This window comes from Campylobacter concisus (assembly GCF_902460545.1).
GTDB classification, from domain to species: Bacteria; Campylobacterota; Campylobacteria; order Campylobacterales; family Campylobacteraceae; genus Campylobacter_A; species Campylobacter_A concisus_AE.
Genome location: NZ_CABPUE010000007.1, coordinates 286959 through 307209, shown reverse-complemented (window position 1 = coordinate 307209; position 20251 = coordinate 286959). Strand labels below are relative to the sequence as shown.

The 20251-nt window shown below is 39.0% G+C and carries 24 protein-coding genes; 4 read left to right on the top strand and 20 right to left on the bottom strand.

The features are described from left to right. Positions 1 to 3: 3 nt before the first annotated feature. Together gatA and ileS are read right to left on the bottom strand one after the other, a co-directional pair. Entirely contained in the window at positions 4 to 1362 is a 1359-nt protein-coding gene (gatA, locus tag FZ949_RS06700) for an Asp-tRNA(Asn)/Glu-tRNA(Gln) amidotransferase subunit GatA (RefSeq protein ID WP_148790272.1), read from the bottom strand. A 99-nt stretch (positions 1363 to 1461) separates the two neighbouring features. Continuing rightward, a complete protein-coding gene (ileS, locus tag FZ949_RS06695) occupies positions 1462 to 4218 on the bottom strand; it encodes an isoleucine--tRNA ligase (RefSeq protein WP_148790271.1) in 2757 nt (918 codons plus the stop codon). A gap of 95 nt (positions 4219 to 4313) precedes the next feature. Between ileS and FZ949_RS06690 the strand changes: the two genes are divergently transcribed. The 4 genes from FZ949_RS06690 to FZ949_RS09335 all read left to right on the top strand — a co-directional run bounded on the left by FZ949_RS06690 (position 4314) and on the right by FZ949_RS09335 (position 6012). After that, positions 4314 to 5411: a CinA family protein gene (locus FZ949_RS06690; protein ID WP_148790270.1), complete on the top strand. Its 1098-nt coding sequence runs from the start codon at positions 4314 to 4316 to the stop codon at positions 5409 to 5411. A gap of 90 nt (positions 5412 to 5501) precedes the next feature. Next, on the top strand, positions 5502 to 5729 hold the full coding sequence (locus FZ949_RS09615; RefSeq protein ID WP_234401513.1) for a hypothetical protein: 228 nt from the start codon (positions 5502 to 5504) through the stop codon (positions 5727 to 5729). Then, positions 5714 to 5866: a hypothetical protein gene (locus FZ949_RS09610; protein WP_234401512.1), complete on the top strand. Its 153-nt coding sequence runs from the start codon at positions 5714 to 5716 to the stop codon at positions 5864 to 5866. The genes FZ949_RS09615 and FZ949_RS09610 overlap by 16 nt, the downstream gene beginning before the upstream one ends. An 8-nt stretch (positions 5867 to 5874) precedes the next feature. Next, a complete protein-coding gene (locus tag FZ949_RS09335) occupies positions 5875 to 6012 on the top strand; it encodes a hypothetical protein (RefSeq protein WP_159070046.1) in 138 nt (45 codons plus the stop codon). A 75-nt stretch (positions 6013 to 6087) separates the two neighbouring features. Here FZ949_RS09335 and FZ949_RS06680 read toward each other — a convergent pair whose 3' ends face one another. From FZ949_RS06680 to FZ949_RS06595, 18 genes are all read right to left on the bottom strand, one after another. Then, the gene (locus FZ949_RS06680; RefSeq protein WP_148790269.1) at positions 6088 to 8316 is read right to left on the bottom strand and encodes an MMPL family transporter; all 2229 of its coding nucleotides are present in this window, start codon (positions 8314 to 8316) and stop codon (positions 6088 to 6090) included. After that, positions 8313 to 8831, bottom strand: a complete 519-nt coding sequence (locus FZ949_RS06675; protein ID WP_103580636.1) for a LolA family protein — start codon at positions 8829 to 8831, stop codon at positions 8313 to 8315. The genes FZ949_RS06680 and FZ949_RS06675 overlap by 4 nt, the downstream gene beginning before the upstream one ends. Beyond that, positions 8828 to 9250: an acyl-CoA thioesterase gene (locus FZ949_RS06670; RefSeq protein ID WP_234401511.1), complete on the bottom strand. Its 423-nt coding sequence runs from the start codon at positions 9248 to 9250 to the stop codon at positions 8828 to 8830. Before FZ949_RS06670 ends, FZ949_RS06675 begins: the two co-directional genes overlap by 4 nt. Before the next feature lie 2 nt (positions 9251 to 9252). Then, positions 9253 to 10863, bottom strand: a complete 1611-nt coding sequence (locus tag FZ949_RS06665) for a glycosyltransferase family 2 protein (protein ID WP_103580634.1) — start codon at positions 10861 to 10863, stop codon at positions 9253 to 9255. Continuing rightward, complete coding sequence (locus FZ949_RS06660) at positions 10860 to 12416, bottom strand: AMP-binding protein (protein ID WP_103580633.1); 1557 nt, start codon at positions 12414 to 12416, stop codon at positions 10860 to 10862. Before FZ949_RS06660 ends, FZ949_RS06665 begins: the two co-directional genes overlap by 4 nt. Continuing rightward, entirely contained in the window at positions 12406 to 12951 is a 546-nt protein-coding gene (locus tag FZ949_RS06655; RefSeq protein WP_103580632.1) for a COG4648 family protein, read from the bottom strand. Before FZ949_RS06655 ends, FZ949_RS06660 begins: the two co-directional genes overlap by 11 nt. Then, positions 12941 to 13186 (bottom strand): acyl carrier protein, encoded by a 246-nt coding sequence (locus tag FZ949_RS06650; protein WP_021090641.1) that lies wholly within the window; start codon positions 13184 to 13186, stop codon positions 12941 to 12943. The genes FZ949_RS06655 and FZ949_RS06650 overlap by 11 nt, the downstream gene beginning before the upstream one ends. A 2-nt stretch (positions 13187 to 13188) precedes the next feature. After that, positions 13189 to 13446: a phosphopantetheine-binding protein gene (locus tag FZ949_RS06645; protein ID WP_103580656.1), complete on the bottom strand. Its 258-nt coding sequence runs from the start codon at positions 13444 to 13446 to the stop codon at positions 13189 to 13191. Next, entirely contained in the window at positions 13430 to 14176 is a 747-nt protein-coding gene (locus tag FZ949_RS06640; RefSeq protein ID WP_103580631.1) for a lysophospholipid acyltransferase family protein, read from the bottom strand. Before FZ949_RS06640 ends, FZ949_RS06645 begins: the two co-directional genes overlap by 17 nt. Further along, positions 14166 to 14834 (bottom strand): beta-ketoacyl synthase chain length factor, encoded by a 669-nt coding sequence (locus tag FZ949_RS06635; protein WP_103580630.1) that lies wholly within the window; start codon positions 14832 to 14834, stop codon positions 14166 to 14168. Before FZ949_RS06635 ends, FZ949_RS06640 begins: the two co-directional genes overlap by 11 nt. Next, positions 14834 to 15250: an excinuclease ABC subunit A gene (locus FZ949_RS06630; RefSeq protein WP_103560027.1), complete on the bottom strand. Its 417-nt coding sequence runs from the start codon at positions 15248 to 15250 to the stop codon at positions 14834 to 14836. Before FZ949_RS06630 ends, FZ949_RS06635 begins: the two co-directional genes overlap by 1 nt. A gap of 11 nt (positions 15251 to 15261) precedes the next feature. Continuing rightward, entirely contained in the window at positions 15262 to 16515 is a 1254-nt protein-coding gene (locus FZ949_RS06625) for a beta-ketoacyl-ACP synthase (RefSeq protein WP_103580655.1), read from the bottom strand. Then, positions 16515 to 17234, bottom strand: a complete 720-nt coding sequence (gene fabG, locus FZ949_RS06620; protein WP_103580629.1) for a 3-oxoacyl-ACP reductase FabG — start codon at positions 17232 to 17234, stop codon at positions 16515 to 16517. The genes FZ949_RS06625 and fabG overlap by 1 nt, the downstream gene beginning before the upstream one ends. Further along, a complete protein-coding gene (locus FZ949_RS06615; protein WP_021085290.1) occupies positions 17227 to 17670 on the bottom strand; it encodes a hotdog family protein in 444 nt (147 codons plus the stop codon). Before FZ949_RS06615 ends, fabG begins: the two co-directional genes overlap by 8 nt. Next, positions 17667 to 18836, bottom strand: coding sequence for a beta-ketoacyl synthase N-terminal-like domain-containing protein (locus FZ949_RS06610; protein WP_258033450.1), 1170 nt, complete (start codon positions 18834 to 18836; stop codon positions 17667 to 17669). Before FZ949_RS06610 ends, FZ949_RS06615 begins: the two co-directional genes overlap by 4 nt. After that, the gene (locus tag FZ949_RS06605; RefSeq protein WP_262367789.1) at positions 18820 to 19197 is read right to left on the bottom strand and encodes a hypothetical protein; all 378 of its coding nucleotides are present in this window, start codon (positions 19195 to 19197) and stop codon (positions 18820 to 18822) included. The genes FZ949_RS06610 and FZ949_RS06605 overlap by 17 nt, the downstream gene beginning before the upstream one ends. 23 nt (positions 19198 to 19220) lie before the next feature. Then, positions 19221 to 19742: a 4'-phosphopantetheinyl transferase family protein gene (locus FZ949_RS06600; RefSeq protein ID WP_148790268.1), complete on the bottom strand. Its 522-nt coding sequence runs from the start codon at positions 19740 to 19742 to the stop codon at positions 19221 to 19223. Further along, the coding region (locus FZ949_RS06595; protein ID WP_148790286.1) for an ABC transporter substrate-binding protein at positions 19723 to 20251 on the bottom strand (529 nt) is incomplete at its 5' end. The genes FZ949_RS06600 and FZ949_RS06595, both read right to left, overlap by 20 nt.

The following is a 20251-nucleotide window of genomic DNA, read 5'->3' as shown; positions in this document are numbered from 1 at the left end:
TTTTTATCCTTTTATTAAATTTTCTAGGCTCTTAGCACCATTTATCAAGGTCTGTTCGTCCCACGCTTTTGCGATGAGCTGGGCGCTCACGTTTAAATTTTGATCATCTTTGCCAACTGGCACAGAGATAGCTGGTAGGCCTGCTAAATTTACGCTGATCGTGTAGATGTCGCTTAGATAGGCCTGAAGTGGATCGCTGTGTGCTCCAAATTTATAAGCTGTGCTTGGAGCAACTGGCATGAAGATAAGGTCATTTTCTTCTAAAATTTTCTCATACTGAGCTTTTATATGTGCTCTTGCTTTTTGCGCTTTGATGTAGTAAGCATCGTAGTATCCGCTACTTAATACGAATGTACCAAGTAAAATTCTTCTTTTTACCTCTTCGCCAAAGCCCTCTGAGCGCGAATTTACATATAGTTCTTTTAAATTTCTAGCATCTGCGCGTCTGCCATATCTCACGCCATCGTAGCGGCTTAAATTTGCACTTGCCTCTGCGGTTGCGATGATGTAGTAGGCTGCGACGTCATACTTTGAGTCCTCAAAATTTGTGTAAGTTACGCTGTGTCCGTATGATTTTAGCTTTTCAATAGCTAAATTTAAAGCAGCTTTTGTCTGCTCACTTGCGTTTTCTACGTAGTTTTTGATGACACAAATTTTTAGTTTTTTGTTACCATCTATCTTATCGCTAATGCTCACAAACGGCACATCTGCGCTCGTGCTATCTTTTTCGTCATGCCCAGCGATAGCGTCATATAAAATGGCTGCGTCTTCAACGTTTTGTGCGATAGGTCCTATCTGATCAAGGCTGCTTGAGTATGCGCCAAGGCCATATCTGCTCACTCTGCCGTAGGTTGGCTTAAAGCCCACACATCCGCAAAATGCCGCTGGCTGGCGGATCGAGCCACCAGTGTCGCTACCAAGTGCGGCTACTGCAAGGCCAGCTGCAACTGCTGCTGCTGAGCCACCGCTACTGCCACCTGGGACGTGAGCGTGATTTAGTGGGTTTAGTGTTTTGCCGTAAAATGAGCTCTCAGTCGTGCTTCCCATCGCAAATTCGTCCATATTTGTGCGGCCAAATGGAGCTAAATTTTTACCAAGTAGCTTTTCGATGACAGTTGCGTTATAAGGTGCTACGTAGCCTTGTAAAATTTTTGAGGCACTTGTTACGTTCCAGCCTTTTACTTGGATGTTGTCTTTTATAGCGATAGGCACGCCCTCGCCTAGTTTTGCGATCTCTAAATTTGCTAGCTGCTCGACATAAGCGCCAAGCTCTTTTTCTTTTATGATCTTTGCCTCAAGCTCGGCTCTTAAATTTTTTATCTCTTCAGCTGAAAATTTCAAAGCTTCTTTTAAAGTTACCACTATTTTTATCCTTTAAATTTATTAACCAAAAATATGCCAAAAAAGCTAACAACGACCACCGCAGCGATCGTTGCTATTATGATAGTTGCGCTTACTGGCTCACTTAGCACTTATGACCTCTTCGCATCTTGGGCATAGCGCATCTTCTTTGCTAGCGTTAAATTTCCAGCATCTTGGGCATTTGTGAAGGTTGCTTGCTATGATCTTAAATTTATCGCCCTCTAGCTCAAACTCGGCTAATGGCTCGCTATCATCATAAGGTCTAACTGAGCTTACCATATAAAGATCAGCCACCTCTCGCTCGTCGTAGCCTGTGATGTTGTGATTTGTGGTCTCTAGGCTTAGCTCTAGAGTTGATTTTATCTTTTTCTCTTTTTTAAGAACATCCACGATCTCGTTAAATTTCTCCCTGCTGGCAAAAAGTAGCTCATCTTCAAAGCTAAGATCAAATTTTATTGGCTCATAGACTAGGTCAAACGCGTCTTTTGCCTCGCCTTTGATGATATTTGGAGCGTAGTCCATCACCTCATCGACGGTGTAAGTAAGTGTTGGAGCGATGAGTGGCAAAAGTGCCTTTGTGATGATCGCCATCGCACTTTGAGCTGATCTTCTTCTTGGGGCGTCTTTTGCGTCGCAGTAGAGTCTATCTTTGCAAACGTCAAGATATACACCGCTAAGATCGGCTGAGAGGAAATTTAAAAGGATGTTAAAGCCCTTTGAAAAGTCGTAGTTTTTAAAGCAAGCGCTCGCATCGTCAAAGACCTTTTTAGCACGAGCTAATATCCATTTATCAAGGATGTTAAACTCTGTATTTAGGCTCTCAAGATCATTTACGTTTGCTAGTAAGAAGCGGATCGTGTTGCGGATTTTGCGGTATTGTTCGCTGATTTGTTTTAATATATCTTCGCTTATTTTTAGGTCACTTGAGTAATCACTCATGCCAACCCAAAGGCGTAAAATTTCCACGCCGTGAGTTTTGGCTACGTCTTGTGGAGCGATGACGTTGCCCTTGCTCTTACTCATCTTCTCGCCCTTAGCATCGACTGTAAAGCCGTGAGTTAGTATGCTCTCATAAGGTGCGTGAGAATTTATAGCTGTGCTTACTAGAAGCGAGCTTTGAAACCAGCCGCGGTGCTGGTCTGAGCCCTCTAGATACATGCTTGCAGGGTATTTGCCAGCGTCGTAGTTGTCGCTTTGCAAGACCGCATGCCACGTCGAGCCGCTATCAAACCAAACATCAAGGATGTCCATCACTTTTTCTAAATTTTCAGCCTTGTATTTTGTGCCTTTTGCTAAAAGCTCGTCTATACTTAACGCCCACCACGCATCAGCGCCTTTTTCTTTAAAGATAGCCACGATGTGGTCTAAAATTTCACTATCAAATATAACTTCTTTTGTCGCTTTATCTCTGAAAAACGCGATAGGCACGCCCCAGTCACGCTGACGAGAGATGCACCAGTCTGGGCGATTTTCTATCATCGAGCCTATTCTTTTTATGCCTACGCTTGGGTAAAATTTAACCTTTTCAAGCTCTTTTAGCGCTGTTTGTCTAAGCGTTTCTCCACCTAGTTTAGCCTCGTCCATAGCTATAAACCACTGCTTTGTGGCTCTATAAATGACAGGCTTGTGCGTTCTCCAGCAAAATGGATAAGAGTGTCTAAATTTAGAGACGCTAAGCAAGCTTTTGCCAAGTAGCTCTAAAATTTTCTCATTTGCTTTAAAGATGTGCATACCGACAAACTCGTCTACCACGTCGCTTCTAAATAGTCCGTGATGTTTTAGGCTCTCATCATAGCAGCCACCATCATCAACTGGCATCAAAATTTCACTAAAACCATACTTCAAACATACGTAATAGTCGTCCTCGCCGTGTCCTGGAGCTGTATGAACAAGTCCAGTACCACCATCCATCATGACGTGATCGCCTAGTAAAAATCGTGACTTTCTGCCGTTTAGCGGATTTATCGCGTGAGTGTTTTCAAGCAGGCTTGATTTAAACTCTTTTTTGATCTCGCCCTTGCTTAGGCCACTTTGCACTACGCTTTCAAGTAGTGGCTTTGCAAAGATCAAATTTTCAGCCGTTAGCACATAAATTTCATCTGGTTTTAGGCTAATAGCTTGATTTGCTGGAAGTGTCCAAGGCGTAGTTGTCCAGATGACTGCGCTTGCCTCTTTTACGCCGAGCTTTTCTAGCGCGTCGCCATCAAGCTCAAATGCTACGTAAATAGAGTAGTCCTCTTTCTCCTCGTACTCGACCTCAGCCTCAGCTAGCGCCGATCTAGCCGCCCAGCTCCAATAAACCGGCTTGCTTCTCTCTATCAAAAGGCCTTTTTTAGCGATCTCGCAAAGCGCTTTGTAGATATCAGCCTCAAACTCAAATTTCATCGTCATGTATGGATTTTCAAAGTCACCGATGATGCCAAGAGTCTTAAACTCATCTCGCTGGATATCTATAAATTCTCTCGCATGCTGTCTGCAAAGTTCCCTGATCTCGACCTTGCTAAGCTCTTTTTTCTTATCACCAAGCTTGACTTCAACTTGCTGCTCGATAGGCAAGCCGTGACAGTCCCAGCCTGGCACATAGCGGACATTTTCGCCATAAAAATAGTGCGTTTTTGTGATGATATCTTTTAAAATTTTATTTAACGCGTGGCCGATATGAAGGTGGCCGTTTGCATACGGAGGGCCGTCGTGGATGTTGAAGTTTTTAACCGCTTTTTGGCGGTTTTTCTTCATTTTTTCATAAACCTTGCGCTCTTCATACCATGATTTTAGTCTTTGTGGTTCATTTTGTGGGAGATTTCCGCGCATCGGGAAATTTGTCTCTGGGAGTAAAAGTGTCTCTTTGTAGTCCATTTTTTACCTTGATTTTAAAATTTGCTAATTTTACACCTGTGCTGGTTAAATCACACTGAAAAATAGTATAATGAGGCAAAAAAAGGAGCTTAAAAATGAGACAAAGTATCTTGATAATAGGCGAAGATCTTGAGATAAATAGAGAATTTCTAAACTACATTTTTCAAAGTTACGAGGATCATTTTGGCGAGCTTGGAGTGGTCAGTTTTGCTCCAAAAAATAGCAAAGAGCTACCTTTTATCATCGAAAATTTATCAAAAGATTACGACTTTGTAAGCATTTTTGGCTCGGATGAAAATTTTGCCATCGCTGCAAAGATAGTAGCGACGCTAACTGGGGGCTCGCTCGAGCTAAAAGATAGCACGACACTTGCGCTTAAAGATAGCTTAGACTACTCTAAAAATAGCTTTTTAACCAGCCTAAATAACGCCCAGATAAATCTCATAAAAGCCAACCCAAATGAAGAGCTGAGCGAGTTTTTAGTCGAATACGAGCCTAATTTTAGCTACTTTCATCTAATAGACATCGATGCTGATAGCGCTAGGATCCTTATGATGCCACTTGCTAAAACTTATGAGGTTGATATCACTCTTGCGCAGATCCTACCAAATTTGATACTAGTAAGAGCAAAAAGCAATAAATTTGGTCAGATCGAGAGCTTTTTACAAGGGGTAAAAACGCTGTTTTCTCAAAAATTTATCCCACAAAAAGACGTGATAGAATTTGTGGCAAACAAGCTCATGCAAAAGGGGCTTAAAATTTCATTTGCCGAGTCTTGCACGGCTGGGCTGGCAGCAGCTAAATTTGCAAGATATGGCGGCATCTCAGCTAGCTTTGATGGCTCACTAGTAACCTATGCAAATTACATAAAACACGAGTGGCTGGGCGTTGAGGATGAAATTTTAGATACTTACGGAGCCGTGAGCGAGCCTTGCGTAAAGGCGATGATAAAAGGTACGCTAAGCACGACAAATGCGGACTTTGCGCTTGCCATTAGCGGTATAGCTGGACCAGGTGGTGGCACAGCTAGCAAGCCAGTTGGCACGGTATATGTCGCAGCTGGCGATAGAAACGGCAACATCGAGGTTGAAAGACTTCTTTTAAAAGGGGATCGCAACTACATTAGAGAGCAAAGCGTGCTAAGCGCCTATCTATGCCTACTTCGTCTAAAAAGCGAGATATTTTTTGCTTAAAATTTTATCTTTTTAAAAATAGCACTAAATTTAACGGCGACATTCGCAATAAAATATCAAAAATAAAAAGCCAAATTTAAAAAGCTAAAGATGTTTAAAAAGATATTGTTTCTAGCTATTTCTTCGTTATTTGCATTTGGTGCTATAGCTCAAGCAGGCGAGATAAAAGCAAGCGACTCGCCCTTTGGTTACGCTAGCATTGGTGCAGAGCAAAATTTTGGCAGATACGCCGATAAAGAGAGTAAAGAAGTTGTCACAAAAGATAGACAAGAGCTCATAAAATACGCGACTATGTCATCTATGTGGATGAGCTCATAGACCTTAGCGAAGGCAAGATTCCTCAAAATGGCAATAGCTTGGGGCTAGATAAATTTATAAGCGAGATTAGCAGTGGCGAGTTTAGCTCTTATGCAAGCTTACGGTGCCTCATGCCGTGCAAATTTAGTAAGTCATAAGTGTATTTTTGAAAGTGGCAAATAAAGCTTTTAAAAAGGGCAGCGTTTGCAAAAAACTAGACAAATCACTACTTAAGCCGCCATATAAATTTGATCTCATTTCAGCCTCAAACGTCCAGAACAAGGCAAATGAAATGCTGACATAGGCAAAAACTAGCCGTTAATAAAATTTTTACCAAAAACCCTAAACTAGACAAGCTGCTTGGAGTCTAAAAATCAAACTAAATTTTTATATTTTTACAAGATAAAACGCTAGCACATAGCCCATATATCAGCACGCAAAGGCTAACGCTTAATCCAAATACGCTAAGGGCAGCGGTCTGGCTAAAAGAGAGGGTAAAAAAGGAGATAAAGCTTGTGATAAATGCACAAAATATCCCATAAATTCGCTCTTTCTCGCTAAGACTATCATTTAGCGCAAATATCATGTAGTCAATCCCAACAGCGCTTGCAAGTATGAGCCCAAAGACACCAAAAATACTTAAATTTACGCCAAAAAAGGCAAAGATAAGCAGTGTAAGAAGCACGCCAAAGATGATGATGCCCATCACAAGTGCCGAGATAAGAGCACTAAAATAAAACCATAGCAGTAAAAACGCGATCACAAGTGCTGCTATTTTTAGCTTTAGAGCAAGCTCTTTTGCCTGAGTTAGGCTCTCATTTAGCGAGTCAGCAAAATTTAGACTAAAAGCGTTGTGACACTCCAGCACATCATCACTTGCCGCCCCTTTTACAAAGTCGCTCACGTAAGCTACGCTTGTATTTTCATCAAGCATAAATTTTTTAAAATCCTTCATTGATTTTAGAGCCAAAATTTCACTCACGCCAAGCTCTTTTTCTCTCAAAATTTTTAAAATTTCACTTCGTACTTCATCTTTGCTAAAGCCAAATTTCTCATAAATCACATAAATTTGCTCATCATCAAGTGCCTTTTTAAAGGCCTCTTTTAGCTCAGCCTGCTCGCTTTTACTTAAAAACATATCGCTTAGCGAGCTCTCATCTTTTATCAAATTTCTCTTTTTTAGCTCATCTAAAAGGCTCTTTTCACCTCCCAAAATATCGCCATTAGATCTTGTTACGATCATTGTATTTTGGTTGTTGCCAGTTAGGCTTAAGATATAAAAAGAGTCTGCTAGCAGGCTCTTTGGCATATTTGAGTAGTCTTTTACATTTTCGCTTTTTGATAAATTTTTAAGATCAAAAACAAGAAAAATAGCTAGCAAAATAAGTGAGATAGCTAGAAATTTAACCCCCAAATGCCTTGCAACCGCGCCTGAAAGATCACAAAATTTAGTTAAAAAAGCGTCAAAAGCCTTTGATCTATAAAATTTCACCCCTTCAAAAACTAAAGGCATGAAAAAGTAGCTAGCTAAAAACGCAGCAACTAGTGCAAACGCCGAAAATAGCGCCACCTCTTTAAGCAGTTTAAGATCAGAAAACGTAAAAGCTAGATAGCCACTAAGCGTGATAAAAAGGCCTAGCAAGAAAATTTTTAGCATATTTTTTATGCTACTAGCCCTGATCACTTCGCCCTCGTTTTTGCTAAGCCAGTGTAAGATGTAGTCAAACATGAGGCCAATGAGGCTTGTGCTTATTAAAATAGTAAGGATATTTAGCTCACCAAGGCAGAGCAAAGTGCCTGCAAATGCCACGCTAAAGCCAAATGCAGCGATAAATACTACATAAAAAATTCGCAAATTTCTAAAAGCAAGCATCAAAAATATAGCGGTTAAACTAAGCGAGACCACACTCATATAAAGACTCTCACTCTCGTTTTTTTGCTTTGAAAATGCCTGATAGATGGTACTTGAGTGTATAAAAAGTTCATTTTGTCCGACTTTTAGCGCATTTAGATCGTTATAAAAATTTATTAACCCTTCGCTCGAAGCTTCCTTTTTTAGCTCACCTTTTAGCAAGAAAAAGCTCTTCTCTCCGTCCTTTACCTCAAGCATGAGCTCGGCTAAATTTAAGCTCACATTGCCATTTTTTGCACTAAAACCACTACTTAGCGAGAAAAAATCATCTTTTACATTTAAAAGCTTAAAGCTAAAGCTACTAAAAATTTCCTCTGCGCGCTTTTTAAAAAAGGCGTTTTTATCGTTTTTTAGAAGCTCTAGATCAGCCCTGCTCAAAAGTGCAATCTTTGAGCGGTTGATGTCACTTTTTAAATCGTTTAAATTTATATCTAAGTTCACCTCAAAGATCTTAAAAAGCGAGCTTTTAAGAGCTAAGCTTTGCACATTTTTGGCCAGCTCTTTAGAATTTACCAACACTAAAAAATTTGATGCCATTTCATCTTGCACCTCTTTTAGCACCTTTGCCTCTTTGGCATCCTTGAAATTTATCAGCGAAAAGATATCAGTTTGGACGTTTTTTAGGTTCGCAATCGAATACCCAAGCGAGACTAAAAAAACAAATATAAAAGCCAAGATCGTGGCTAGTTTTTTCATTTTAGACTAAACTCATTTATCGTTTTATCCCCACTTATCTCGTCAAGCTCGATCTTTTTTACCGCCTTATCGCCACTTATCTTTATTGACTTAAAAATTTGTTTAAAGAGTAAATTTTTAGGGCTTAGCTCTATCTCCCACTCTTTTAGGCTACCACTTGTTTTTATGTCAAATTCTTTTCTAAGCTCGTTTTCATCTAGGCTGATGATAGCAAGAAATAGCTTTTCGTCAAAATTTGCACTCGTCTTTTCAAGCTTGCCATTTTCGTTTTTGAAAATACCGTCTTTGTTTATGAAAACCTTTGAGATGATTGGCTCTAGCGTATCCCAATAAAGTCCGCCCTTTTCTAGCCTAAACTCACCCGTGCTTTTTATGTTTTTGTTAAAGCCAGCCAGGCTCTTTGTCTGCGTGAAATTTCCGCTTACGCCATCTGTTTTTACTATGTTTTTAAGCTCACCCAGCTCATAGCCAAAGCAAGATATAAAAATGGCCAAAAAAAGAGCTATTTTTTTCATAAATTTTCCTTTTTCGTGTAAGCTTCAATCGCCTTTATTAGCGCCTCTGGCATCTCAAAGCAAGTTTGCAAGCTCTTCATCTCGATGACAGCTTGTGCGGTATTTGCCTCGCTTAATTTGTCACCCTTTTCATTTTCTATAAGGTAGTGAAATTTCAAAAATGTTTCGCACTCGCTAAGCGTCGTCGTGACCTTGATGGTGTCGTTAAAAAAGACTGGGCGCACGTATTTTACATCAAGCTTTACGATAGGAAAGGCGTAACCATCTTTTTTCATAGCGATGTAGTTGTACCCCAGCTTGTCAAGTAGTTCGCAGCGTGCCATTTCTAGGTACTTGACGTAGTTTCCATGCCACATCACCTCCATGCTATCAACATCAAAAAACGCCACTTTAAATGTGCTAACGTGTGAAATTTTCAAATTTATCTCCAAAAATCAAAAAAATTAAACCACTGAGATGGGTTCTTGCAAGCGTGATCTTCGAGCTGTTTTACATAGCTTTGCACGTATGGCATGACGCTCGCCTTGCGGTTGCGACCTAGTTTTATCTCATCTGCGATGTCGCTTAGCTCGATACTAAATTTATCGCCATTTTTCACGCACCAAAGCGTGCTCATTTTTACACCCAAAATGCCAGCTAATAAGTATGGGCCGTAGTTAAATTTAGCCATCTTACCAAGGAAGCTAACCTCAACAAATTTATCACCATTTACTGGGGTTCTATCGCCCATTATGCCGATATTTACGCCGTTTTCTACCGCCTCTTTTAGCTCAAGCATAGCTGCTGCATCAAGATTTTCTACGCTTATTAGTTTGATCTGCCCCTTACTTATCTGCTCTAAAATTTTATAAAAATTTTCATTTCCCTTACTATAAACCAAGATGATCATACGAAAACTTGGCGATCTAAGCGAAAGTGTCTTGCAAATTTCTACGTTTCCTAGATGGCTTGTTAGCAAAATTCTGCCACGCTTTGATGCCTCAAACTCTTCTTTTATCCACATAAGCTCGTTAAAATCCAGCTCATTTTCGAGCACGCCATTTTGCCAAATACGAAATTTATCGCAAATCGCAATACCAAATTCATAAAAATTTCTAAAAACACCAGTGGCCGGCTTTTTACCACTAAATTTCTCTACGTTTTGCAAAAATTCTCTTATATTTTTTCTCTCTATTTTTGAAAAAATATAATAAAAACAAACGACGATCATAACGATAGGTTTTATAAGAAAAATAGGCAAATTCTTGGTTAAAAACAAGCTCACCCTTAAGAAAAATTCATTTGATCTTTCGCCTTTTTGCCACCATGCATATTTTTGCCCTTTAAAGACTTTGCCCAGCAAAAATGGAACCAAACTAAAAAAATATTTAGCATGCATAAGACTAATTAGCACATTATCTTTTAGCATTTTAAAGTGAGAAATTCCACCTTTTTCATATCTTACATTTAATGGTATCCACTTTAGTCCAATGCCTGCTCTTACAGCATTTACAAGGATTTCCATGTCAAATTCCATCCTATTTGACTTGCTTTGAGATATCGCCCACTCGAGCTCTTTTAGTGGATAAATTCTAAAGCCACACATCGCGTCTTTTATGTTGGCGCTAAATGTATTTACTTTGACCCAAAAATTTGTGATCTTTCTGCCATAAAATCTCGACTTTGGCGCGTCCTCGCCATAAATCGGATCAGCTAAGATCATATCATGCGGATACTTTTTACTAAGCTCTAAAAACTCTACCACTTCGCTTATGTCGTGCTGAAAGTCAGCGTCGATCTGAAATGCGTGCGTGTAGCCATTTTGCAAAGCGTGTCTAAAGCCATCTTTTAGCGCAGCTCCCTTACCGCCGTTTTGGGCTCTTGTTAAAATTTCTACGCCAAATTCGCTCAAATTTTCCAACGCTTTTTTTGATGCCTCGTTTGAGCCATCATCGACTATTAAAATGGGTAGATTGTATCTCGCAAGCGCCTTACAAAGGGCTTTTATCTTCTCTGGATGGTTGAAAAATGGTATGAGAAAAAGCGTCTTCATAAGCCCAGCTTTATCCTACCAGCAGCACTTCTAGTGCCGTTGCAAAATATCTCAAAATAAATTTTCTCATCTTTTTGCAAAATTTCTATACAAAGCTCGTCATTTGGCCTTACAAATTTTAAAAATTTCAGATTCTCCACCACGCACTGATCGCCTATTTCTGCGCCAAGCTCTCTTGCAAATTTAAATACAAAATCTAGTTGCACAAAGCCAGGCAAAAGCGGTAAATTTGGAAAATGTTCGGTAAAAATACCAAGTGCTGGGCTAAGCTTTGTTTTAAATTTGTAGACGCCGCCATCGCTACTTTTATCCCAGCTGGGCTCTTCGCTCTTTTCTAAAAGCTCCTTAAAATTTGCTTTTAGAAATTTCCCTTGAGCGTTTTTACAAAGCGAGCTAACGATTTTAAAATACCTAACACTATTTTTAAACTCAGGCCTTAAAAGCTCATTTAGCCTTGCTACAACGCCCTTTTTACCGCTATTTCTAAAGAGCTTCACACCCTCTTCACTAAGCTCTAAAAGTGCGGCCAGACGCTTAAATTTTGGATGCGTATCACAGTAGCAGTCTTTTAAAAGGCCACTTTCAAACATCTTATTTTCGATGCTTATTAGATTGACCCTTTTATCATTTAGCTTGACTATCCTATCGATCCTACCTTTTAGCGTGAGCTTGCTGCCATTTATCTGTGCCCAGTCGCTAGTTTGGAAAAACTCACACCATGGCGAGCTCACGTTTAATGCCTCGTCCTCGCTAATACCTGCCTTTACCTTACTAAAAAGTAAAAGTTCATCGCCTAAATTTCTAGCCACTGCACCAGTTTCGGTGCTACCATAGATGTCAATAATGCGTGTTTTGCTTAGTTTTGATATGCTAGCTCTTAGCTCACTCTTTAGTGCCGAGCCAGCACAGATTATGTTTTTTAGTCCTGAAATTTCAGCTGCTCTTGGACTAGAAATTAGCGTTTGAAGCAAAACTGGGCTTGTTATGAAACTTAAATTTTCAAGCTCTAACTCAAAGATCGCCTCTGGGTAATTTAGCTCCCTACTAACAACCTTTGCACCAGAAATGATGGGCAAAAATACCTTAAAAGTAAGACCAAACATATGCTGATGCGAAACGCTTGAAAAAAATGTATCGCTCTCATTAAATCCAAGTTCTTCTTTTAAAAATAGCCCTTCTTCTATCATCGCACCAAGTCTTTTTGGGATATTTTTGCTCTTTCCAGTCGAGCCCGAAGTCTGAAGAAAAAAAGTAGAGTTTATATCAAATTTTGGCTCTATATTTCTAGCTGGAGTCAAAAAATTCTTGAAATTTTCATCATTGATATTAAATTTATCACTACTAAAAATAGGCTTTGCAAGCAAAATCGGTCTCACGCCGATCGCAAGTACTCCAAAAAAGGCTACACAAAAGTCAAAAGTTTCGCTTAGATAGATCTCTACCTCACCTAGGCCATACTCTTTTAAATTTGCCCCAAAAATAACAACTTGTGAGTATAAATTTTTATCAATATCAACAAATTTAAAGTCTTTTAGACTATTTTCAAACTCCATCTTTCCTCTTTAAAATAAAAACTTTACGATATAAAATTTCTCCAAAAAACAAAAATCCCATCAAAATATAAGAAACAAAGGAGCAGTAAATACTCCAATAAAATTTATTTTCAAAGCACGATAAAATAAATGATAAAACCGCATTAAATACAAAAAATAAGCACCAAATTTTTGTTAGCCCTCTTGTGTAGCTAACGACCTTTTCATCTATATTTTTCTCTTTTAATCTAGCGATTTTGGTTATAACAGCCTCGCCCTTTAAGCTGTAAAAAAAGAGAGCCAAGAAGCCAAGACTTACGATACTTGGATATAAAAGTGCTAAATTTACGCTTCTAAAAATAGTGCAAATGGCAAAAAACAAGCTAGCCGATAAGCAAACCTGCCTTTTCTTGCCACTTTCAAAATAGGCTCTAAGCCCCCAAAGTACACATAAAACACCAAATATCAAAGTGGCGTTTTCTTGCCAAAAAAATAGTACTAAAGGGTAAGCGATGCTTACTAAAATTAGAACTAGGTTTACTATTTTATGCTTCAAATTTCTTTGCTACAGCTTTTACGATATCATCAAGCGTTTTTACGTTTTTAAAATCCTCTGGCATCAGCCTATGTCCGGTTTGACGTTTGATGTAGTCAATCATATCAATAGCGTCAATGCTATCAATCTGCAAATCCTCATATATCCTAGTCTCTGGCTTTATCTTGCTCTCATCTATCTCAAAAAGATCAATCAAGGCTTTCTTTAAAATTTCAAAAATTTCTTTTTCACTCATCGTTATTTCCTATTTTCGTAAATGTATTTTGCAAGAGAAGATACACTAAAAAATATCTCTTTTAGATTTGCACTCTTTGAGTCAAGCACGAGGCCATATTTTTTCTGCACCGCAAGTCCAAGCTCTAAAGCATCGACGCTATCAAGCCCAAGACCATCATTAAAAAGTGGCGCATTCTCATCAATATCACTTGGCTTCATATCCTCTAAATTTAAGCTTGTGATAATCAACTCTTTTATCTCATTAACTAGCTCTCTCACCAAATTCCTCCTTATAAATTTTACTTATCTCATCATGCATTGCCCTAGCCCTTACGGGGCTTGGCCTATCCTTTAAAAACATATCAACATCAAAAATTTTTATCTCTTTAAAATGATATTTTATCTTTTCATCTGGCGTTTTGTACCATGGTTCATTTTTTCTAAGGCTTCTTGGGTGCATATTGATGCCAATACATACAATATTTTTAGCGCCTTTTACACCTATATAAGCTGCTGCCTTATGAAAAATAATTTCATCTTTCGTACGTGTGCCTTCTGGGAAAATTAATAAATTTTCACCACTTTTTAAAACATCTACGCTTTTTTGTAAAAATTCCTCGTTGTTTGTGTTTGGTATATAGTTGCACGCTCTAATTGCAGCAAATAAAAATATATTTTTACTAAGCTCGCTCTTCACGATGCAGTTTATCCTTTTAAGTCTTGAAATTAAAAAGACCACGTCAAGAAGCGAAGGATGGTTTGCGATGACCAAATTTGAGTCGCCCTTTAGCTCGCTAAGCTCAAATTTATAGTCCAGATGCCCACAAATTTTAGTAACTTTTATAAAAAATCTCCAAGAAATTCTAACTAGATCACGGCATAAATTTTGTATAAATTTAAATTTATTTAGCCTCAAAAGTACCACTGGCACAAGCAGTAAATCCCCGCTTATGCAAATGATCGCAAAAAGGAAAAATAAAAATCCAGCTCTTAAAATTTTAAGGCTCATAGCTAAAATTCCAAGATGAAGAATAACTACAACTTTGCCAGCTTTTTGATATTTTTGGATCAAAATTTACAATAAAGTTTTGTAATAAATTTTCGCAAATTTCTTTTTCTTTTTTCTCTCTTTTTAGAGTTAAAACTCTCTCATTTTTTGCCTTTGATACAACAAGAGCGAGCATAAATGATGGCTTTTTCTCATCAAAATAACTCTGCTTTATCGACTCATGATAGGCAAGTATTAGCACATTTTCATATCCATCATTTAGCCTTAAAAAGGCTGCTTGCAGAGCATCTTCAACTGGGCTAAATGACGATATGGCAAGAATTTCATTATGATTTTTAGCTTCTATGCCAAGAAGTGACGAAATAGCGTTATGCACAGAAAGTGAAAACGAAGTAGGCGAAACTGGCTCAGCCTTTGCCAGCGTAGTCTCTAGCTCAAAGCAGCGATTTATCTCTCCTTCATATGAGCTAAAAATAACTGGCATATCAAGCTTATCAAAACCACTAAGCAGGCTAAAAGCGCACTTTGCAGCACTACTTAGCCTTCTTCTTTGAATTGGTGGAATTTTTGCTAGATCAAATTCTTTTTTATATCTAGCCAGATCCTCGCCGACATCACCATAAGCTATCGCGTCAAAAAAATCAACTTGAAATTTCATTATTTCGCGATATCACCTTTTAGAGTAACACCAGACATCAAAGCACCGCTTCCGCACTGAAACTGAGTTTTTGAGTTAAATGGCTGTTTTTTGTAGTAGCCAGTTAAATTTACAACCTTAGTGCCACCTTCTTTTAATGCTCTTTCTTGGAAAGTCTTTAAAGCCGAAAGAAGTGCAATTTGGCATGCCTCTTCATCACTTTTATTAAAACCATTTGTCTTTTTATTTGATGTTAGGTCTTTTACAATCACCTGTCCGCTATAGCCTGTGCCAAAGCTGATACTTACATTTGGAAGTAAGAAATTTTTAGCTTTTGGGCCATTTAGAAAATCAAGTGAGTGATATTTCACATCATCTCTTGCATTAAGACTTGTAGCAAATGCCAAAATGGCAACTAATGAAATTAATTTTTTCATATTTATCCTTTTTAAAAAATGTTTTTAACTCTTTTAAATATCAAAGATGTATTTACGCCGCCAAATGCAAAGTTATTGCTCATAACAAAGTCCGTTTTTATCGGGGTTGGCTCTTTTAAATAGTTTAGCTTTGCACACTCAGGATCAGTTATGTTTAAATTTATAGTTGGGAAAAATAGCTCTTCTCTCATCATCATTATGCTTGCTATCGCCTCCAGCCCACCACAAGCGCCAAGCGTGTGACCAAGATAGCTTTTAAGCGAGCTAATGGCGATGTCCTCTCCAAAAAGCTCGTTTGTAGCGATACTTTCAGCTATATCGCCATGTTTTGTAGCGGTGGCGTGGGCATTTACGTAGCCTATGCTTTTTGGCTCTAGTTTTGCCGCGCGGAGTGCTAGGCTCATCGCCGCTTTCATCGTAGCGCTTTGTGGTCTGGTGATATGCGTGCCATCACACGTAGAGCCAAAGCCAACGACCTCAGCGTAAATTTTAGCTCCTCTTTTTAAGGCGCTCTCTTCACTTTCAAGCACTAAAAATCCAGCTCCCTCGCCAAGTACCAAGCCATCTCTATCTTTTTCAAACGGCGTTGGTGTCAAATTTGGCGCGTGGTTTTTGACGCTAGTCGCGTAGAGCTTGTCAAAGACGTACGCCTCGCTCACGCAAAGCTCCTCAGCCCCACCAGCTAGCATCATATCTATGCTGCCATTTTTTATGCTCTCGTACGCGTAGCCAATGGCGTGTGATCCGCTCGTACATGCCGAAGATGTAGGGATGATGCGCCCTTTTAGTGAGTAAAATAGCGCGATATTTGCCGCTGTGGTGTGAGGCATCATTTTTATATAAGTATTTGCGTTAAAACCGCTATCAATGTCCAAAACTAGCTTTGCCATGTCAAGGATAGAGTCGGTGCTACCAGTGCTTGAGCCACTCGCCACGCCCATCCTGCCATCTTGCACACTTGGGTCTAAATTTGCAGCCTGCAAACCTTCTCCATTTAGCAAACCAGCGTCTTTTAAAGCAAGCCCAGCTGCGTGTACGCTATAAGTTGAGACCTTGCCGAGGCTCCTTAGCTGTTTTCTGTCCCACTCCTGCGGGTGCTTGTAGTCTATGATAGGTGCTGCTAGGCGCGTGTTTAGCTCTTTATAGCCCTCCCACTCGCTCATATATCTCACGGCATTTTTGCCCTCAAGAAATTTAGCTCTCATCTCCTCCCAGCTGTTGCCAAAAGCACTGACTGCGCCGATACCTGTGACAAATACACGCATTAGCAAAGTCCTCCATTTACGCCGATAACCTGCCTTGTGATGTAGCTAGCCTCGCCACTTAGTAGAAATTTAACAAGTCCTGCCACCTCATCTGCCTCGCCAGCTCTTTTTGCAGGTATGGCCTTTAGCACTTCGTCTAAGAAGTCGCTATTTAAAATTTCTTCGCTCATATCTGTCTTTATAAGCCCTGGAGCTACGCAGTTTACTGTTATGCCCCTACTGGCAAGCTCGACTGCAAGGGCTTTGCTAGCTCCTATGATGCCAGCTTTACTAGCTGAGTAATTCACCTGCCCTCTGTTGCCAATAACCCCTGAAACAGAGCTTAGTGTCACTATCCTAGCTGGCTTTCTAGCCCTTATCATAGGCATTAGCGCTGGTCTTAGGACGTTGTAAAAGCCATTTAAATTTACATCTATCACATCAAACCACTCTTCGTCACTTAGCCCAACAAAGGTATTATCCCTTGTTATACCAGCGTTTAAAATAACGCCGTAATAGACGCCATTTGCCTCCATATCAGCTTCTATCGCCTCTTTAGCTGCCGCAGTGTCAGCCACGTCAAAAGTCATAAATTTAGCTCCAAGCTCGCCAGCCATCTTTAAAAGCTCATCGCTCTTACTTCTTGCATGAAGCACCACTTCGTATTCATTAGCAAGGCGCCTAGCGATGCTAGCTCCTATGCCTCTACTTGATCCAGTTATCAATACTCTCTTACTCACTAAGTGCCTTTTTTACAAATTCTTCATCAGGGCTCATCACGTTTAAAACCGCCCTTGCGCCAAGCTCGCCATTTACAAAAAGTTCGCTGTCATAAACGCCAAAACCGCTCTCATCTTGGATCGAGCACTTTGAGACGATCACTATCTCATCGCCCACTTTAAAATATGGCCTAAAAATTTCAAATTTTCTACTACCAAGCAAAAAGCCAAATATCGCCTTCTCGCCGCGCAGCTCACGCATCTTTGAGTCGTAGATGCCAAGACTTTGAGCCATCATCTCTATCGCCTTTTGCGTCATAAATTTACCATCTTCTAAAAATGGATTTTGCTCATTTATCACGCTTCTTACTTTTATGCTCTCGCAAGGGATAAATTCTAAAATTTCATCGATCAAGGTTATGGCGCTGCTGTGTGGCAAATAATCACTTATCATCATCTCACTCTTTTAAATATTATCGCGGCGTTATCTCCGCCAAAGGCAAAAGATAGCGACATCGCTGTTTTTACGTCGAATTTCATGCCACTTTTTACTAAATTTATAGCTTCCAAACTCTCGTCATATGCTCCGTCGTAAACATGCGGTGGCAAGACGCTATTTTCCCCCATGCAAAGCATGGTGCAAATGGCGCTTTCTATTGCTCCAGCAGCGCCTAGTGTATGTCCGATCTGCGGCTTTAACGAGCTAGCATATGCGGAGCCAAGCGTTAAATTTACAGCTTTTGCCTCCATTTTGTCATTTGCTTGCGTACCGGTGCCATGCAAATTTACATAGTCCACGCCGTCCATGCCAGCTTTTTTTAAAGCTTCTTCTATACAACAAATTGCCATTTTGGCATTAAAATCGGGCTGAGTCATATGAAAAGCGTCGCAGTTTGAGGCTGAGCCAGCTACGACGACATCTGAAATTTCATCACGGCTTAGTAAAAACAGCCCAGCCCCCTCGCCGATATTTATCCCCTCTCTGTTTTTAGAAAAGGGTTCGCTTGGTTTTTGGCTTAAAATGCTAAGTGAGTTAAAGCCATTTATGGTTAAGGTGTTTAAACTATCGACGCCGCCGCATATAACCGCATCGCAAATATCGCTTTTTATTAGTCTTTGCGCCTCAATAATTGCCTTAACACCAGAAGTACAGGCAGTTGAAACACAAAAACTTGGACCTTCTAATCCATAAAATTCGCTCACAAATTCAGTCACATTTGCAAGACAGTTTCTGTCTATACCAAACTTGCTTTTATCAAAAATTTCAGTTCTTATATACTCTTTAAAAGTCCAAAAATTTTCTTCAATTCCACTCGTTGTAGTACCCAAAATAACACCTACACGGCTCTTACCAAATTTTTTGATAGCCTTTTTTATCTCATCGTCAAGCTCAAGAAGCGTGTTTAGAAGCAAAGCATTGGTTCTTGTTTTGAAGTGTTCTTTTGTGTTCTTGGCAAACTCTGGCAGTGCCTTATCAAATTTCGCTACTAAAAATTTATTCTCAGGATGAAACTCACTGCTAAGGCCTAGAAATCTCTTTCCACTTAAAAGCGAGCTCAAATTCTCATCACTACTGCTCCCTGCTGCACTAATAATGGCTGGTTTGCTAACGTAGATCAACACTTTCTACCTTATAATATTGATCATCTATCATAAATTTTTGCTCATTTTTTTCATCTTTTATCATCTCTAGCACTTTTATAAAAAGTTCATTGTAGGCACTATTTGGTGGCAAAAAACCTAAATTTTTAAAGCTACCATCTTTTAAAACTCGCCTAGCTTCTGGCGCGCCAAGTGCGTTTACAAGGCTAAATTTATACTCATTCTTGATATTTTGCACGTAAAGCAAAAGTAGACCTTTTGATGAGCTTACCTTAAATGTTTTTAAGTCAAAATCTGCCATCTGTGGCGTATCAAATTTCTTTGCACATCCAAGAGCAAAAAGCGAAATAGCAAGGATCATGACTATTTTTTTTATAAGCAATCTTTACCTTTTAACTTTAAAAATTACAAAAGTTTAATAATTATATCTTTGCATTGCTTAAATGCAAGGCAAATAATAAATGAATTATTAATAATTAAGTATTTTTTTGCCATTTCATCGTAGTTGGTAGTACCAAGATCGCTAAACGATAAATTTTTAAGCTTTAAAATTGCCTCTTTTGCAGTATAAATTTCATAAAATTTTTGCGTTTTATCTTTTTCATTTGCCAAATTTTTGCTCTCTTCTTTTGTAAAGCAAAAGCTAGCTACGGCGTCAAAATTTCTCTGCTTTAGCTCTTCGACATCGACTCCGATCTTTTCTTTTGAAATGGCTAAAACTGCGATATTTTCTTTATGAGAAAGACAGATTTTACCTCGCAACTTTGCTTTAAATTTTAAGTAGCGAGATATTTTAAATGAGTTTTGTTTTATTAAATTTGGGTATTTTTTTACTCTTCTGCGATCTTTTTTATCTAGCATTTTTGGGCTAAATTTCTCACCGCAAAAGCTGATAAAAAGATGAATTTCACCCCTTTTTATAGGCATTTAATCTCTTTTTATAATTTTCATCAAACTCTAAGGCTTTTTCAAACTCAGCAGTAAATACTCTAAGACAATCATTTTTTTGCTGGTTTTCATCGCCAAATGATCTAATACGTGGCGTAAAAGTAATCCCATCTTTTCTAAAATCAGCCTCTTTTAGATCAAAGTTTAAATTGCTCATTTTGCTATTTAAGATATGCAAGGCACATTTTCTTGGCCCAAAGATAAAATTTTGCCCGTTTAAGGGCTTTAGGCTTCTTACTAAAATGCCACCATAAAGCGATGGCTCACTTTTAAAAGATATGTCAAAGCCAAAGTTGTGAAAGTAAATCTCTCCTGCCTCACACTGCCTTTTGTAGGTATTTGCGTCAAAACAAGTATAAATTTCAAGCTCGCTAAATTTATACTCTTTGCCAGAAATAATTAAAACTTTACTTTGCATAAGCTCGCATAAAAAGCTCTGAAATTTCTCGTCAAAAAACTCTTTAAAACCAGTAGTCCCAACTATCTCT

Excerpts from the sequence above, each read along its gene's own strand:
- ileS (WP_148790271.1), bottom strand. The coding sequence starts at position 4,218 with ATGGACTACAAAGAGACACTTTTACTCCCAGAGACAAATTTCCCGATG.
- FZ949_RS06640 (WP_103580631.1), bottom strand. The coding sequence starts at position 14,176 with ATGAGCCTTAAAATTTTAAGAGCTGGATTTTTATTTTTCCTTTTTGCG.
- FZ949_RS06675 (WP_103580636.1), bottom strand. The coding sequence starts at position 8,831 with ATGAAAAAAATAGCTCTTTTTTTGGCCATTTTTATATCTTGCTTTGGC.
- FZ949_RS06650 (WP_021090641.1), bottom strand. The coding sequence starts at position 13,186 with ATGAGTGAAAAAGAAATTTTTGAAATTTTAAAGAAAGCCTTGATTGAT.
- FZ949_RS06660 (WP_103580633.1), bottom strand. The coding sequence starts at position 12,416 with ATGGAGTTTGAAAATAGTCTAAAAGACTTTAAATTTGTTGATATTGAT.
- FZ949_RS06630 (WP_103560027.1), bottom strand. The coding sequence starts at position 15,250 with ATGAAAAAATTAATTTCATTAGTTGCCATTTTGGCATTTGCTACAAGT.
- FZ949_RS06615 (WP_021085290.1), bottom strand. The coding sequence starts at position 17,670 with ATGATGATAAGTGATTATTTGCCACACAGCAGCGCCATAACCTTGATC.
- FZ949_RS06690 (WP_148790270.1), top strand. The coding sequence starts at position 4,314 with ATGAGACAAAGTATCTTGATAATAGGCGAAGATCTTGAGATAAATAGA.
- FZ949_RS06600 (WP_148790268.1), bottom strand. The coding sequence starts at position 19,742 with ATGCCTATAAAAAGGGGTGAAATTCATCTTTTTATCAGCTTTTGCGGT.
- FZ949_RS06665 (WP_103580634.1), bottom strand. The coding sequence starts at position 10,863 with ATGAAGACGCTTTTTCTCATACCATTTTTCAACCATCCAGAGAAGATA.
- FZ949_RS06625 (WP_103580655.1), bottom strand. The coding sequence starts at position 16,515 with ATGCGTGTATTTGTCACAGGTATCGGCGCAGTCAGTGCTTTTGGCAAC.
- FZ949_RS09615 (WP_234401513.1), top strand. The coding sequence starts at position 5,502 with ATGTTTAAAAAGATATTGTTTCTAGCTATTTCTTCGTTATTTGCATTT.
- FZ949_RS06635 (WP_103580630.1), bottom strand. The coding sequence starts at position 14,834 with ATGAAATTTCAAGTTGATTTTTTTGACGCGATAGCTTATGGTGATGTC.
- FZ949_RS06680 (WP_148790269.1), bottom strand. The coding sequence starts at position 8,316 with ATGAAAAAACTAGCCACGATCTTGGCTTTTATATTTGTTTTTTTAGTC.